This window comes from Pseudomonas sp. dw_612 (genome assembly GCF_018449725.1).
GTDB lineage: Bacteria > Pseudomonadota > Gammaproteobacteria > Pseudomonadales > Pseudomonadaceae > Aquipseudomonas.
The window spans coordinates 114,342-130,101 of the sequence record NZ_JAAVVC010000024.1 but is presented as its reverse complement, the minus strand read 5'-3'; the positions used below and the strand labels follow the sequence as shown (position 1 = coordinate 130,101).

At 57.0% G+C, this 15,760-nt stretch carries 13 protein-coding genes; 11 read left to right on the top strand and 2 right to left on the bottom strand.

Annotated features, from left to right (window positions below):
* Positions 1 to 3: 3 nt before the first annotated feature.
* On the bottom strand, positions 4 to 1,917 hold the full coding sequence (locus HB680_RS28120) for a sigma-54-dependent Fis family transcriptional regulator (protein ID WP_213941592.1): 1,914 nt from the start codon (positions 1,915 to 1,917) through the stop codon (positions 4 to 6).
* A 424-nt stretch (positions 1,918 to 2,341) separates the two neighbouring features.
* Here HB680_RS28120 and HB680_RS28115 point away from each other — a divergent pair, with 424 nt between their 5' ends.
* The 11 genes from HB680_RS28115 to HB680_RS28065 all read left to right on the top strand — a co-directional run bounded on the left by HB680_RS28115 (position 2,342) and on the right by HB680_RS28065 (position 14,440).
* A complete protein-coding gene (locus HB680_RS28115; protein ID WP_054052388.1) occupies positions 2,342 to 3,862 on the top strand; it encodes an aldehyde dehydrogenase family protein in 1,521 nt (506 codons plus the stop codon).
* A 241-nt stretch (positions 3,863 to 4,103) separates the two neighbouring features.
* Complete coding sequence (gene eat, locus HB680_RS28110; RefSeq protein WP_213941591.1) at positions 4,104 to 5,474, top strand: ethanolamine permease; 1,371 nt, start codon at positions 4,104 to 4,106, stop codon at positions 5,472 to 5,474.
* Between the two features lie 202 nt (positions 5,475 to 5,676).
* The gene (locus tag HB680_RS28105; protein WP_213941590.1) at positions 5,677 to 7,071 is read left to right on the top strand and encodes an ethanolamine ammonia-lyase subunit EutB; all 1,395 of its coding nucleotides are present in this window, start codon (positions 5,677 to 5,679) and stop codon (positions 7,069 to 7,071) included.
* Positions 7,072 to 7,079: 8 nt separating this feature from the next.
* Complete coding sequence (gene eutC / locus HB680_RS28100; RefSeq protein WP_213941589.1) at positions 7,080 to 7,904, top strand: ethanolamine ammonia-lyase subunit EutC; 825 nt, start codon at positions 7,080 to 7,082, stop codon at positions 7,902 to 7,904.
* Positions 7,905 to 8,017: 113 nt separating this feature from the next.
* Positions 8,018 to 8,479 (top strand): GNAT family N-acetyltransferase, encoded by a 462-nt coding sequence (locus HB680_RS28095; protein ID WP_054052383.1) that lies wholly within the window; start codon positions 8,018 to 8,020, stop codon positions 8,477 to 8,479.
* A 348-nt stretch (positions 8,480 to 8,827) separates the two neighbouring features.
* Positions 8,828 to 9,484, top strand: a complete 657-nt coding sequence (locus HB680_RS28090) for a DedA family protein (protein WP_213941588.1) — start codon at positions 8,828 to 8,830, stop codon at positions 9,482 to 9,484.
* Positions 9,485 to 9,490: 6 nt separating this feature from the next.
* On the top strand, positions 9,491 to 10,303 hold the full coding sequence (locus HB680_RS28085) for a zinc-dependent peptidase (RefSeq protein ID WP_213941587.1): 813 nt from the start codon (positions 9,491 to 9,493) through the stop codon (positions 10,301 to 10,303).
* A gap of 113 nt (positions 10,304 to 10,416) precedes the next feature.
* A complete protein-coding gene (gene ppa / locus HB680_RS28080; RefSeq protein ID WP_054052377.1) occupies positions 10,417 to 10,944 on the top strand; it encodes an inorganic diphosphatase in 528 nt (175 codons plus the stop codon).
* 230 nt (positions 10,945 to 11,174) lie between these two features.
* Positions 11,175 to 11,912 (top strand): S24 family peptidase, encoded by a 738-nt coding sequence (locus HB680_RS28075; RefSeq protein WP_213941586.1) that lies wholly within the window; start codon positions 11,175 to 11,177, stop codon positions 11,910 to 11,912.
* Positions 11,913 to 12,455: 543 nt separating this feature from the next.
* Positions 12,456 to 13,670 carry an integrase arm-type DNA-binding domain-containing protein gene (locus HB680_RS28070; RefSeq protein WP_213941585.1) on the top strand — a complete coding sequence of 405 codons (1,215 nt, stop codon included), beginning with the start codon at positions 12,456 to 12,458 and terminating at the stop codon, positions 13,668 to 13,670.
* Positions 13,671 to 13,729: 59 nt separating this feature from the next.
* The gene (locus HB680_RS28065; RefSeq protein ID WP_213941584.1) at positions 13,730 to 14,440 is read left to right on the top strand and encodes a hypothetical protein; all 711 of its coding nucleotides are present in this window, start codon (positions 13,730 to 13,732) and stop codon (positions 14,438 to 14,440) included.
* Positions 14,441 to 14,491: 51 nt separating this feature from the next.
* Here the strand turns inward: HB680_RS28065 and HB680_RS28060 are convergent, their stop codons facing one another.
* Entirely contained in the window at positions 14,492 to 15,583 is a 1,092-nt protein-coding gene (locus tag HB680_RS28060; protein WP_213941583.1) for an inovirus-type Gp2 protein, read from the bottom strand.
* Between the last annotated feature and the right edge of the window lie 177 nt (positions 15,584 to 15,760).

Here is a 15,760-nt window from a genome sequence, read left to right as displayed (position 1 = left end):
GGCCTACCGCTCAATCCCATGCTTACGCAGCTTTCTATACAGAGTGTTACGGCTGACGCCTAGCTGCTCAGCCGTATGGGTCATATGCCAGCGCTGCTGCTCCAACGCATTCAGTAACGCCAACCGCTCGGCATCGTCGAGCGGGAACTCGGAAGGCTCTTCCACCACCGCCGCAACCACCGGCCGGGCCTGGCGAATCATCGCCGGCAAGTCTTCCAGCCCGATCCGCCCGCCATCACACAACGCCGCCAAGGTACGCAGCACATTGCGTAACTGCCGCACATTCCCCGGCCAGGCAAAACCGAGCAAGGCCTGCCGCGCCGGTTGATCAATCAACACTGTCTCCCCGCCCGCCTCTTCGGCCAGCAGGAAATCGAGCAACTGGGATTTATCGGTGCGATCACGCAGCGCAGGCAAGGCAACTTCCAGCCCATTGAGCCGGTAATACAAATCCTCGCGGAAGCTGCCGTCCTGCACTCGATCCAGCAAGTTCCGGTGGGTGGCGCTGATAATTCTGACGTTCACCGATTCCGGTTCGCCGCCAATCGGCACCACTTGGCGATCTTCCAAGACCCTTAATAGTCGAGTCTGCAACGCCAAGGGCATATCGCCGATTTCGTCGAGGAACAGCGTGCCGCCATCGGCCTGCTGCAACTTGCCGCGCATGCCTTCCTTGCGCGCCCCGGTGAAACTGCCGCCGCGATAGCCGAACAGTTCGCTTTCAATCAGGCTTTCCGGGATGGCCGCGCAGTTGAGGGCAACGAAGGCTTTTCCCGCGCGCTGACTGGCGTGGTGCACGGCTTTGGCGAAGGCCTCTTTGCCGGAGCCGGTTTCGCCATTGATCAACAGCGGTACATCGCGCTCGAACACTCTCAGGGATTTGCGGAAATCTTCCTGCAACGCGGCATCGCCCAGGCAGATACCGGACAAACGCGGACGTTCAGCAATCACCGGACTGGGCACCACCGGCACCGGAATGCTGCGCGGCTGGCCGCGCAACAAGGCAAACAGACTGCGCCCGTCACGGGTGCGCAATGGCCAACTGGCGCTGGCATTTACGCTCGCGCGACCGAGGAGTTCATCCAGCGAGCAGTCGAAAAACATTTCCACCGGTTTGCCCAGCAATCCGCCGCGAATATGTCCCAGCAGGTTCAGCGCACTCTGGTTGACCGCGCTGATCCGCCCCTCGCCATCAAACGCCAGCAGCCCTTCGCTGAACAGCCCGACGGATTCCGCTTGAAGGTGAAAACGCAGCAGCCATTGATTGTCGAAGTAACGCAGGAAATAGCAGCTCTCAATCATCTTTGCCGAGAGATTGACCAGGGCCATGGTGTGGAACTGGCTCTGGCGCGAGACATCATGCCGGGCCGAGGACACGTCGAGCACCGCCAGCAGTTCGCCATGGGGGTCGAACACCGGGCTCGCCGAGCAGGTCAAGCCCGTGTGGCGGCCGCGAAAGTGTTCGTCCTGGTGAATGGTCAGCGCCTGGCGTTCCACCAGGCAAGTGCCGATGCCGTTGGTGCCTTCGCAGGCTTCGCTCCAGTCGGCGCCGAGCCACAGCCCGGCGCGCTCGAAAATCTTCCGCTCAGCGGGGGCGGTGACGCAGTTGAGGATCACCCCACGGGCGTCGGTCAGCAGCACCGCGTGGCCGGCGCCGGAGAGTTGCTGGTGCAGACTGGTCATTTCGTTGCCGGCGATGTGCAGCACTTGCTGCAGGCGTTCGCGGCTTTCCAGCACGCGACCATGCTCCAGCACCGTCGGCGCCATGGTCAGGGCCGGGTCGAGGTGATAATCCTCTAGACAACGCAGCCAGGACCGGGCAATCGACGGATCGCTGCCGGGGCCGTGCAGGTGCGATTTGCCCTGGGTAACGGTCAGGACTTGCTGGGCATGGCGACTCAAATGGTTGTCGTGCATTTCTTATTATTCTCCCCGCAGAGTCTGGTTCGCTTCCGTGTAGCAGCTGCCGAAGGCTGCGTCCGGCCGCGAAGCGGTCGTAAAACCGGTGTCCCGTATTTCATTGCCAAACCGAGGCGAGCGCTTCGCACTCGAACGCAGCCTTCGGCAGCTGCTACATAAAGCGTGAGGCCGAGCATCCTCCACGCCAGCGCGCTTTGCAATGCTGGCAAGACCGCCCGGTCACAACGTGTGCCACAAGCGGTACAAACTGTCACCCAGGCTGTACCGAAACCGTCACAGCCCCCGTCCGCTTGTCCGACAAAAACCGCGCAAGGCCTTGATTTGTCTGCCCTGCAAGGCAGTGGCCCAACCTTTGCTCTACGCTTATAGCAGGCGCACATGCGCTCTCCCTTATAAGCACAAAAGCCAAGGAGAAATCACCATGCGTTACGCTCACCCCGGTACTGAAGGCGCTATCGTTTCGTTCAAGAGCAAATACGGTAACTACATCGGCGGCGAGTTCGTCGCGCCTGTCAAAGGTCAGTACTTCACCAATACTTCGCCAGTAAATGGCCAACCGATTGCCGAATTCCCGCGCTCCACGGCCGAAGACATCGACAAAGCCCTGGACGCTGCCCACGCCGCTGCCGATGCCTGGGGCGCCACGTCCGCCCAGGCGCGCTCGCTGGTGCTGCTGAAAATCGCCGACCGCATCGAGCAGAACCTGGAACTCCTGGCCATCACCGAATCCTGGGACAACGGCAAAGCCGTTCGCGAAACCCTCAACGCCGACATCCCGCTGGCGGCGGATCACTTCCGCTACTTCGCCGGTTGCATTCGTGCCCAGGAAGGCAGCGCTGCCGAAATCGACGGCAACACCGTGGCTTATCACATCCATGAACCGCTGGGCGTGGTCGGTCAGATCATCCCGTGGAACTTCCCGATCCTGATGGCTGCGTGGAAACTCGCTCCGGCCCTGGCCGCCGGTAACTGCGTGGTGCTCAAGCCTGCCGAGCAAACCCCGCTGGGCATCACCGTGCTGATGGAACTGATCGGCGACCTGCTGCCACCCGGCGTGCTCAACGTCGTGCAAGGGTTCGGCAAAGAAGCTGGCGAAGCGCTGGCGACCAGCAAACGCATCGCCAAAATTGCATTCACTGGCTCGACCCCGGTCGGCTCGCACATCATGCACGCCGCCGCCGAAAACATTATTCCGTCCACCGTGGAGCTGGGTGGCAAGTCGCCGAACATCTTCTTCGCCGACATCATGCAAGCTGAAGAAACCTTCATCGAAAAAGCCGCCGAAGGCTTGGTGCTGGCGTTCTTCAACCAAGGCGAAGTCTGCACCTGCCCATCCCGTGCACTGGTGCAGGAATCGATCTACGACGACTTCATGAAAGTGGTGATGAAGAAAGTCCTGTCGATCAAACGTGGCGACCCGCTGGACACCGACACCATGGTCGGCGCCCAGGCGTCCGAGCAACAATTCGACAAAATCCTTTCGTACCTGGAAATCGCCAAGGGCGAAGGCGCCGAGCTGCTGACCGGCGGCAAGGTGGAAAAACTCGAGGGCAACCTGGCGACCGGGTATTACATCCAGCCGACCCTGCTCAAGGGCACCAACAAAATGCGTGTGTTCCAGGAAGAAATCTTTGGCCCGGTGGTGAGCATCACCACGTTCAAAGACGAAGCCGAAGCCCTGGCCATCGCCAACGACACCGAGTTCGGCCTGGGCGCCGGCCTCTGGACCCGCGACATCAACCGCGCCTACCGCATGGGCCGCGCCATCAAGGCCGGTCGTGTGTGGACCAACTGCTATCACCTGTACCCGGCGCACGCTGCGTTCGGGGGTTACAAAAAGTCTGGCGTCGGGCGTGAAACCCACAAAATGATGCTTGATCACTACCAGCAGACTAAAAACCTGCTGGTGAGCTACGACATCAATCCGTTGGGCTTCTTCTAAGAAACCGGGGCGATGCAGGTGTTTCTGTGTCGCCCTTTCTACCGCTTTCGCGAGCAAGCCCGCTCCCACAGGGGTTCTCCAGTGTTCATAGAACCTCTGTGGGAGCGGGCTTGCTCGCGAAGACGTCATCAGCCACACCCCCAAACACTGCCCTGCCCCTCTGGCACGGGCTTTGCGTGCCCGCTGTAACCGCCACACCCGAAAGTCCAACCGATCAAACAATAAAAAACAGAGAGGACTTATGACTTCTACGACACAGCTCAAACCCACACTCGGCACCCTGCACTTATGGGGCATTGCCGTCGGCCTGGTGATTTCCGGCGAGTACTTCGGCTGGAGTTACGGCTGGGGCACCGCAGGCACCCTGGGTTTCCTCGTCACCGCACTAATGGTGGCGACGATGTACACCTGCTTCATCTTCAGTTTCACCGAACTGACCACCGCGATCCCCCACGCGGGCGGGCCGTTTGCCTACAGCCGGCGGGCGTTTGGCGAGAAAGGTGGTTTGATCGCCGGCATCGCCACCCTGATCGAATTCGTGTTTGCGCCGCCGGCGATTGCCATGGCCATCGGCGCGTATCTCAACGTGCAATATCCGGAACTGGACCCCAAGATCGCGGCGGTCGGCGCCTACTTCGTGTTCATGACCCTGAACATCCTCGGTGTCAGCATCGCCGCGACCTTTGAATTGGTGGTCACCGTATTGGCGGTTGCCGAATTGCTGGTGTTCATGGGCGTGGTCGCGCCGGGCTTCAGTTTCAGCAACTTCGTGCTTAACGGCTGGTCGGGTTCCAACGAATTCACCATGGCCTCGATCCCCGGCATCTTTGCGGCGATTCCCTTTGCGATCTGGTTCTTTCTGGCCATTGAAGGCGCAGCCATGGCGGCCGAAGAAGCCAAGGACCCGAAACGCACGATTCCCAAGGCCTATGTCAGCGGCATTCTGACTCTGGTGTTCCTGGCTATCGGCGTGATGGTGATGGCCGGCGGCGTTGGCGATTGGCGTCAACTGTCGAACATCAACGACCCGCTGCCCCAGGCGATGAAAGCCGTGGTTGGCAACAATTCGAGCTGGATGCACATGCTGGTCTGGATCGGCCTGTTCGGTCTGGTGGCGAGTTTCCACGGGATCATTCTGGGCTACTCGCGGCAGTTCTTCGCGTTGGCGCGGGCCGGTTACCTGCCTAAAGGCCTGGCCAAACTCTCGCGCTTCCAGACCCCGCACCGGGCGATTCTGGCCGGCGGCGTGATCGGCATCGCGGCGATCTACAGCGATGGACTGGTCAATCTGCAAGGCATGACCCTGACGGCGGCGATGATCACCATGTCGGTATTCGGCGCCATCGTGATGTACATCATCAGTATGCTGAGCCTGTTCAAACTGCGTAAAACCGAGCCGAACCTGGAACGCACCTTCCGCGCGCCGGGCTACCCGATCGTGCCGGGGATTGCGCTGTTCCTGGCGGTGGTGTGTTTGATCGCAATGGCGTGGTTCAACACTGTGATTGGCTTGGTTTTCCTTGGGTTCATGGCGGTGGGTTATCTGTATTTCCAGTTGACCGCCAAGCAACGTTCCGATGCGCCGGCAGACGCTATGCTCGAAGGTATCTGAGTTGCACCGGTGCCGGGCTGAATGACCGGCGCCTGCCACATCGAAGTGCACCGAGACCCAATGTGGGAGCGGGCTTGCTCGCGAAAGCGGTGGGTCAGTTATGTTGATGTCGACTGACACACCACTTTCGCGAGCAAGCCCGCTCCCACAGGGTTTCGGTGGGTTATTTGAGTGATTTACAGAATCAGGAGGACCCCGTCCCATGGCCACATTTGCCCATTCCGTCGGCGCCCAGACCTACCGCTTCGAGAGCCTCAAGGACGTCATGGCCAAGGCCAGCCCGGCGCGTTCCGGGGACTTCCTGGCCGGCGTTGCCGCGCTCAACGATGGCGAGCGTGTGGCTGCGCAAATGGCGTTGGCCGACATCCCGCTGACCCACTTCCTGCAGGAAGTACTGATTCCCTACGAGGCCGATGAAGTCACCCGACTGATCATCGACACTCATGACAAACAAGCCTTCGCCGTGGTCAGCCACCTCACGGTCGGCGGCTTTCGCGACTGGCTGCTCAGCGACGCCGCCGACGAACAGAGCCTGCGCGCCCTCGCTCCCGGCCTGACCCCGGAAATGGCCGCCGCCGTGTCGAAAATCATGCGCGTGCAGGACCTGGTGCTGGTGGCGCAGAAGATCCGCGTGGTCACCCAGTTTCGCGGCACCATGGGCCTGCGCGGGCGCTTATCCACTCGTCTGCAACCGAACCACCCCACCGACGAACCGGCGGGCATCGCCGCAAGCATTCTCGACGGTCTGCTGTACGGCAACGGCGACGCGATGATCGGCATCAACCCGGCCACCGACAGCATCGCCTCGATCTGCGCGATGCTGGAAATGCTCGACGCGATCATCCAGCGCTACGAAATCCCTACACAAGCGTGCGTCTTGACCCACGTAACAACGTCTATCGAAGCGGTAAACCGTGGCGTACCGCTGGACCTGGTGTTCCAGTCGATCGCCGGCACCGAAGCGGCCAACGCCAGTTTCGGCATCAACCTGAATGTATTACAGGAAGGCTACGACGCGGGTTTGAGCCTGAATCGCGGCACCCTCGGCCAGAACCTGATGTATTTCGAAACCGGCCAGGGCAGCGCCCTGTCAGCCAACGCCCACCACGGCATCGATCAACAGACCTGCGAGACGCGGGCCTACGCCGTGGCGCGACATTTCAAACCGTTTTTGGTGAACACCGTCGTAGGATTTATCGGCCCGGAATACCTCTACAACGGTAAACAGATCATCCGCGCCGGCCTCGAAGACCACTTCTGCGGCAAGTTGCTGGGCGTGCCGATGGGTTGCGACATCTGCTACACCAACCACGCCGAAGCCGACCAGGACGACATGGACACCCTGCTGACCCTGCTGGGCGTGGCCGGGATCAACTTCATCATGGGCATCCCCGGCTCCGACGACATCATGCTCAACTACCAGACCACTTCGTTCCACGACGCCCTCTACGCCCGGCAAACCCTGGGCTTGAAACCGGCGCCGGAGTTCGAACAATGGCTGGCAAAGATGGGAATTTTCACTCAGGCGGACGGCAAGGTTCACTTTGGTAACAACCTGCCGCCGGCCTTCCGCCAGGCCCTGGCGCAACTGGGATGAGTGTTGATATGGATAAACCACCCTTGGATCCGCAGAACCCGTGGCTGGAACTGCGGCGCCTGACCCCGGCGCGCATTGCCCTGGGCCGCACTGGCACCAGCATGCCGACCAAGGCGCAACTGGATTTCCAATTCGCCCACGCCCAGGCCCGGGACGCGGTGCATTTGCCGTTCGACCATGCCGGGCTCAGCGCGCAACTGGCCGAGCGTGGGCGCGAGAGTCTGCTGCTGCACAGCGCGGCGACGGACCGGAACAGCTATTTGCAACGCCCCGATCTGGGTCGCAAGTTGAGCGATGAGTCGGCACAGACCCTGCGTGATTACGCCTCGGCCCATCCGGGCGGCGTGGATTTAGTGATGGTGGTGGCCGATGGTTTGTCGGCATTGGCGGTTCATCGTCATACCGTTCCGTTTCTGACGCGTCTGGAAGAACAGGCCTCGGAGGATGGCTGGTCCGTGTCACCGGTGATTCTGGTGGAACAGGGCCGGGTGGCCGTCGCCGATGAGATCGGCGAGCTGCTGGGCGCGAAAATGGTGGTGATCCTGATTGGTGAACGCCCGGGACTCAGTTCTCCTGATAGTCTGGGTTTATATTTCACCTACAATCCAAAGATTGGCCTCACGGATGCTTATCGCAACTGCATTTCCAACGTCCGGCTCGAAGGCCTCAGTTACGGCATGGCAGCACATCGCTTGCTGTATCTGATGCGCGAAGCCTGTCGGCGGCAGTTGTCGGGGGTCAATTTGAAGGACGAAGCCCAGGTTCAGACATTGGAGTCGGAAACTGGAGCGGACATGAAAGGTAATTTCCTACTCAGCCCGCCGGATGCCTGAACCGTTTCCGCATTGCGTTTCTGATTCGGTTTCAGGCAGGATCGACGCACGGCCGCCAGGGGTTTCCCATCGCCGTCACGCACGTATGACAGCCACTTGAAGCGAGACCTACCATGCGGATTATTCAAGCGACCCTCGAACACCTGGACCTGCTGACCCCGTTATTCGTCAAATATCGCGAGTTTTATGGCTCCCTGCCGTATCCGGACTCGTCCCGTGCGTTCCTCGAAAAACGCCTGCGCCGCAAGGAATCGGTGATCTACCTGGCCCTGGCCGATGACGACAACAACAAACTGATGGGTTTCTGTCAGCTCTACCCGAGCTTTTCGTCCCTTTCGCTTAAACGCGTGTGGATCCTCAACGACATCTACGTCGCCGAAGACGCCCGCCGCCAACTGGTGGCCGACAACCTGATCCGCACTGCGAAGAAAATGGCCAAGGAAACCAATGCCGTGCGCATGCGTGTGTCCACCAGCAGCAACAACGAAGTGGCGCAGAAGACGTACGAGTCGATCGGGTTCAAGGAAGACACCGAATTCAAGAACTACGTATTGCCGATTAGCGACGAGTTATAACAATTTCGGGCCGGGCGAGCTTTTATGGCGAGGGAGCTTGCTCCCGCTCGGCTGCGCAGCAGTCGTAACCCGGCCAACAAGATTCTCCTGACACACTGTAAATGCAGGCTTTGGGAGTGCTTCGCCCTCCAGCGGGAGCAAGCTCCCTCGCCAGACGTGTTTGGGTGCAGCCTGTCGGACACGGATCATCCGCGACATCCCTCGCTACAATCTCGACGCGCTTTTCACTATTCCCACCGTATAATCCCGAGCTTCCGCGCTTGTAAGAAAAACTACACCCACTTGTAGGCTTACATAAAGTCATCCGCACAGGTCTGCTGAGTCGGACCATCACCACAGGTGCCCCCCATGGATTTCAACCCGATCGACCTTGTCCTGCATCTCGATGTGTACCTCGATTTGCTGGTAAACAATTACGGGCCATGGATCTACGCCATCCTGTTTCTGGTGATCTTCTGCGAAACCGGCCTGGTGGTGATGCCCTTCCTGCCGGGCGACTCCCTGCTTTTCATCGCCGGCGCGGTTGCGGCCGGCGGCGGCATGGACCCGATGCTGCTGGGTGGCCTGCTGATGCTGGCGGCGATCCTCGGCGACAGCACCAACTACGTGATCGGACGAACGGCAGGCGAGAAGCTCTTCAGCAACCCGAACTCGAAAATCTTCCGCCGCGACTACCTGCAACAAACCCACGATTTCTACGACAAGCACGGCGGCAAAACCGTGACCATGGCGCGCTTCCTGCCGATCATTCGTACCTTTGCACCGTTCGTCGCCGGCATCGCCCGGATGCCTTACCCGCGCTTCTTCTTCTTTAGCGTGCTCGGCACGATCCTGTGGGTCGGCGGCCTGGTAACCCTCGGTTACTTCTTCGGCAACGTACCGTTCATCAAGAAAAACCTGTCGCTGCTGGTGGTGGGCATCATCCTGCTGTCGCTGGTGCCGATGATCATCGGCGTCGTGCGCAGCCGCTTCGGCGGTTCGAGCTCCAAAGCCGAAACCCGCTGAGCGCTCATGTGGTCCCTGAGCGCCTGGCGTCGCCGGCGCATCCTGGCCAGGCACCCGATTGCCGACGAAATGTGGCAACGGGTGCGCCATCACTTGAGCTTCCTGGATGGCATCAGCGTCGCTGAAGATCAATGGCTGCGTGAAGCCAGCGTGCTGTTCCTGGAAGACAAACACCTGACCGCCCTGCCCGGCGTCGAACTCCACCAGGAACAACGCCTGCTGCTCGCCGCCCAGGCGCAATGGCCGTTGCTGAACCTCGGCGATTTGAACTGGTATCAGGGTTTCCACGAGATCGTCCTCTACCCCGACGACTTCCTCAGTCCTCAGCGCCATCGCGATGCCAGTGGCGTCGAACACGAATGGGACGGCGAACACAGCGGCGAAGCCTGGCAGCAAGGCCCGATCATCCTCGCCTGGCCCGGCGTCATGGCCAGCGGCGGCTGGGAAGGCTACAACCTGGTGATCCACGAACTGGCGCACAAACTCGACATGCTCAACGGCGACGCCAACGGCCTGCCGCCGCTGCATCCGGACATGCGCGTCAGCGACTGGGCAACGGTCATGCAACAGGCCTACGATGACCTCAACCGCCATCTGGACCGCAACCCGGACGCCGAAACCGCCATCGACCCCTACGCCGCCGAGAACCCGGCCGAATTCTTCGCCGTCACCAGCGAATACTTCTTCAGCGCCCCGGATTTGCTGCACGAGGCTTATCCACAGGTCTACGAGCAGTTGCGGCTGTTTTACCGGCAAGACCCGCTGGCACGGCTGCGGCAACTTCAGACGCAAAGCCCTGTCTATCAGGGACACGACTAAGGTCTACACGACCCAAGGCGCATGGCATCGGCGGCGGAATATGCCTATAATCGCCGCCACTTTTTGGTCAATCCGGCCAAGTGTTTTTGGTCAACTAACGGGGGCACCGCCCAATGAGCTACAGCAAGATTCCGGCTGGCAAAGACCTGCCGAACGACATCTACGTCGCGATCGAGATCCCGGCCAACCACGCGCCGATCAAGTACGAAATCGACAAAGACAGCGATTGCCTGTTCGTTGACCGTTTCATGGCCACCCCGATGTTCTACCCGGCCAACTACGGTTTCATCCCCAACACCCTGGCTGACGACGGTGACCCCCTCGACGTGCTGGTCGTGACCCCTTACCCGGTTGCTCCAGGTTCGGTTATCCGCGCCCGCCCAATCGGCATCCTGCACATGACCGACGACGGCGGCGGCGATGCCAAAGTCATCGCAGTCCCACACGACAAGCTGTCCCAGCTGTACGTCGACGTGAAGGAATGCAGCGACCTGCCACAGCTGCTGATCCAGCAGATCGAGCACTTCTTCGCGAACTACAAAGACCTCGAAAAAGGCAAATGGGTGAAGATCGAAGGTTGGGGCGACTCCGAAGCCGCTCGCACCGAGATCATGAAGTCGGTTGCTGCTTACAAAGGCTAAAGCCAGCGTTGAGCTGCAAGCTGCATGCTTCAAGAAGAGCCCCGGTTTATCCGGGGTTTTTTGTGGGCGCTGAAAATGTGACTTTAAACGTGGCGTTTAAGAATTTGGGCATTTGGTTTTTTCTTGTTTAAAACTGGCGTAAGACGTCTTACATCCGGTCTTAAAATTCCCGCGCAATTTGAACAGTCCGTTTATTCAAAGCCCTGGCCCGCGCCCGTAAACTCGCGTTCATGAAAAAGAACACTAGCGGTCCACGGTTTAAAGCGCTGCTCAAAGCGGCGAACATCACGACAACAGGATTTGCCGAATTCCTGGACACAGCGCCGCAAAACGTCCACAACTGGTACACCCGCGGCGTGCCCGCCCACTGCATGGAAGAGGTCGCCCGAAAGCTCTCCGTCAACAGCAACTGGCTGAAAAACGCCGAAGGCCCGAAAGACCAGTGCCTGTTCGACGAAACCGGCAACACCTACAACACGCAGGCCATCCGCGGCGTCTACACCGTCATCGAGCCCACCGACGTCGAACTGCCCTTCTATAAAGAAACACCCGTCACCCTCGGCTCCAGCAAAACCCACGTCATCGAAGACGACAGCCACCCCATCCGCCTTCCCCGAAGCCACCTCGACTCCCTGGAAATCAACCACAACGACGCCATCTGCGCCTATATGGTCGGCAACAGCATGGCGGAGAAGATTGAAGACGGCTCCACCATCGCCATCGATCGCGGTTTGACCCAGATTGTTGATGGCGAGATCTACGCGATCGAGCATGACGGCATGCTGCGCATCAAATACCTGCACCGCATGCCGGGGAATGGGTTGCGATTACGCAGCCACAACAGCGCGGAATACCCGGATGAGGTGTTTAGAGCGGCGCAGATTGAAGAGCAGAACATTCGGGTGCTGGGGTGGGTGTTCTGGTGCTCGACGCTGAACAAGCGACGGCCACCGGTGCCGTTCCTGTGAGGCACGCTCCTGTAGCAGCTGGCGAAGCCTGCGTTCGGCTGCGCAGCAGTCGTAAACCCATGATTCGCGGTGTTACAGGAAGACCGCGGTTGCCGGGATTACGACTGCTGCGCAGCCTACGGCAGCAGCTACACATTACTGCAATCGCTCTACCCGGCACTTCCCACTGGGAATTCCCCAAAAAAATCAGTATGCTGCGCCCCACATTTGCGCATCACCCCGCCCCGCGGCGCTGATCGCACCGACAAGGCAGATCACTTTCTCGCCAAGTCCCACAGCCGGACGCAAGATCCGGGTGTACGTTTTGAAGGCTGGCGCGGTTTACCAAAAATGAACCAAGCCAGTCCCCGAGAAGCCGGCCACAAGCCGGCTTTTTAATTGTCCGAAATAATCCTATCCCATCCAAGAATCTTCCTGATAGCTTAGCTATTCCGGGGCTTTCAGGCATTCCCCTGTCCGATGGTGTTCAACGCCATTTAACCTCATCCAACGATGAAGTGGGGGGACAGGTGGGGGGACAAAAGGGACGACAGGGGAAATCTAATGGCTAAGCTGAATCCGAAACAAGTCGAAAACCTGACCGAACCTGGCACCTATGAAGATGGTGATGGCCTACGGTTGGAAGTAAAACCTAGCGGAAGTAAATCCTGGACACTCCGCTTCCAACTGGCGGGCCGTCGTAGAGAGATGGGTCTGGGCTCATTCCCTGAGGTGAGTCTCAAGAAGGCCAGACAAGATGCCAGTGCTAAACGCACCCAATTGAGTGATGGCATAGACCCATTAGCCGCTCGTGACATAGAGCGCGCAGCTCAACGGGAAGCCCAGCGAGCAAGTGAAGCCAAACAACTGAAGTTCGAGACACTTGCAACGGAATACCGTGATGCTCACGGAGCGGCGTGGTCTGAGAAGTGGCGTAAAGGGTGGCTACGGAAGCTGGAGCTGTATGCGTTTAATCACATAGGCAAGCTGTCAGCCGAAGACATCGGTACTCCCGAAGTGCTCAAGGTGCTGCAACCCATCTGGGCTACCAAAACGCGAACCGCCGATGAGGTACGTGGGCAAATTGAGCAAGTTTTGGACGCCGCCAAGGCACGCAACCTGCGACAGGGGGAGAACCCTGCTCGCTGGCGCGGGCATTTAGACAATCTGTTGAGCCGCGCTGAAAAGAAGAAGGCCCGGAAGCGCGAGCACTTTGAAGCGTTGCGCTGGCAGGATGTGCCGGATTTGATGACAAAACTCAGGGCAAACTCCACGCCTCCGTCTTGGGCCGCTCAACTGTTGATCATGACCAGCGCACGCGCGCACATGGTCAGGTTCGCTCGTTGGGATGAGTTTGATCTAGAAGCTGGGACTTGGTCGCTGCCAGGTGAGCGAATGAAGATGCGGGTAGCTTTCGTAATTCCGCTTGCAGAGGAAGTCGTAAAGCTAGTGAAGAGCATTCCACGAGATGAGGGAAGCGCCTTTCTATTCCCAGGCCAGGGCAAGACAGGAGTCATGCACGCAAACGCAGTACGGACGCTCCTGCATGGCATGGGATACGAACACATCACCCGACACGGCTTTCGATCCTCATTTAGAGACTGGGCCGGTGAATGCACTCACTACCCACGGGAGGTTTGCGAGATGGCTCTGGCGCATGATGAGCGTGACCAGACTGAAGGGGCGTACTCTCGCTCAGATTTTCTAGACAAACGCAGAGCATTGATGACCGACTGGGCAAGCTTTATGGGAAGCAAAACCAGCGACACAGCGGAATAGCAAATTTTGGCAAACAGCAATTAAAACTAATTATGCGGTCAAAACAACCAGGACTTTAGATGCCGACCATTGACAAAAGAGTAGCCGTACCGAAGCCTAAACAGAATGGAACAACGGGGCTAGGCGTAACTAAAAACTTTTATCAAGCACTAGCCCACCGAACTCCACGTGACGCAATTGAAAAGAATTTCCAGTTACTTGATGAGAGCACTAAGCTCATCGACAAGAAAACTAATTTCAACCGACTCAAAAAAGAAATAGAAAACGACATAAAAATAAATTCTGAGCCCACCAACAAAATTGAAGTTCTTTGGATAAACCACACGCTAGGGCTCGCAAAGAACCCTTATGAATACTTTTATCACGCCTCGCTTACGCTGACTATAATGGCGACCCTAGCTGTGGAAGAGGGAGAAACGGAAAAGGCCTGGTCTTATATTGCCGAGGCCTTGTTTCTAAGCGGGGCACTCGCAGAAAAAGAGGTGGCTATAATCCGACAAGAAAAAAATCAATCCAAGAAAACAAGCAAATCAACTGGCGGAATAAAAGCAGCCAAACGTCATGACGCTATAAAGCTGCTAATCAAAGAATTGTTAACAACGAAACGATCAACGAGTAAATGGACCACAGCAAGAGATGCCGTCAACTCAATTTTGGGAGAGGTTCAATCAAGTGAAGAGTTCACCCTTTCAGGGGACAACGCTGATAAAACCATAAGAAAATGGATTATCCATGATGATATGTTCAAAGAGTTTGGATTTAAATTCTGATCTTCACCTCATAAAAAACAACTCAAGCCAGTGATAGGCTTGAGTTGTTTTTTATGAGGCTTGAACCAGTGACCTGGGCCTACCCATCTTCTTAGCAGGTAATTTAGGCGCTAACCCCTTTCCGAGCGCTCGAGATTTTCCAGGAAGTACCATTCGCAAATAATAGTCGGGCTTCGTTAAGTAAGAGGCAGCCAGCATCAAGTTTTCGCGCTTTTTTTGATCATGATGCTCTACAACTCCAATTCCGCAGTCTCTATAAAGATGTTTCTTACGATTACAATTAAAGTAAACACCATCACCTTTTGTAACCTCGCCGACCCAGATCTCCCCTGCCCGCTTGGCCCACATAACATCTTCCTGGACCTGAGAACCGTCGAAAAACAACATCAAATGGTAGTGATAAAACTTATCTAGGCCATACTCTAACTTCCAAACAAAGCCGACCATCTTATCTTTTGCAACATTATTTAGAGCCTTAAAAAACTCCACTCTATCTTTACTTACATTCCTATGCTCAACTTCTTTTTCGACGTCTATATCTGCTAGCGTCCTACTGTAGCCGAGATCAAGACGAACAACCATAAGCCGCGAATAAACTGAGAATATCCCGTTTATATATCTTTTAACCTCAACAAAATTCTTATCCGCAACACGACGGAAATTTCTTAATTTAGCCTTAAATCTCTCCGTCTTACCTAAGCGCCTAAGCTCTTCAATAGCTGTATTTAGGGTAGCCACAGACAAGGTAAGGTTTGGTACAAGCTTACCCCTTAGCTCCCAAGCCAAGTTATTAAGCTCAAGCTTGTAGGTAACATCAAAGAAGATAGAAACATACGGATTAAATTCATAGTACGGGAAATTCTTGGACACCAACTTAAGTTCAGCCTGTAGAAGATTAATGAACTTAACTCCGAGTTCACTCATCTTCAATCTATGACCACCGGACCGGCCGATCGGCACCACATAAAACAAAGGACTCTTAGTCGATATTATTTTTTTCAACACTTTTTCTATCGTGCAAATATAATCTGCAACATGCCACTCATCACCTAGCACCCGAACAGCTAATTCTCCCCCACCTGCATTACTCCCCGCCGTCTTATAACAAGATGCAAACAGTGCCATTTCATTTTCTGAGTACATGGCCAACCCCACTCCTTTCCGACTGCTATCAGATTAGTTTTATAGACGTATTTCTTTTATTCATATTAACAATAACAAATGAACCAGAACTCGCCTGAAGGCTTATGCCTATAGCGGTGGCGCTTTGACTGGGAAATTGTTAGTAAATACTAATAGCTAAAAAATTTATAACTTAAA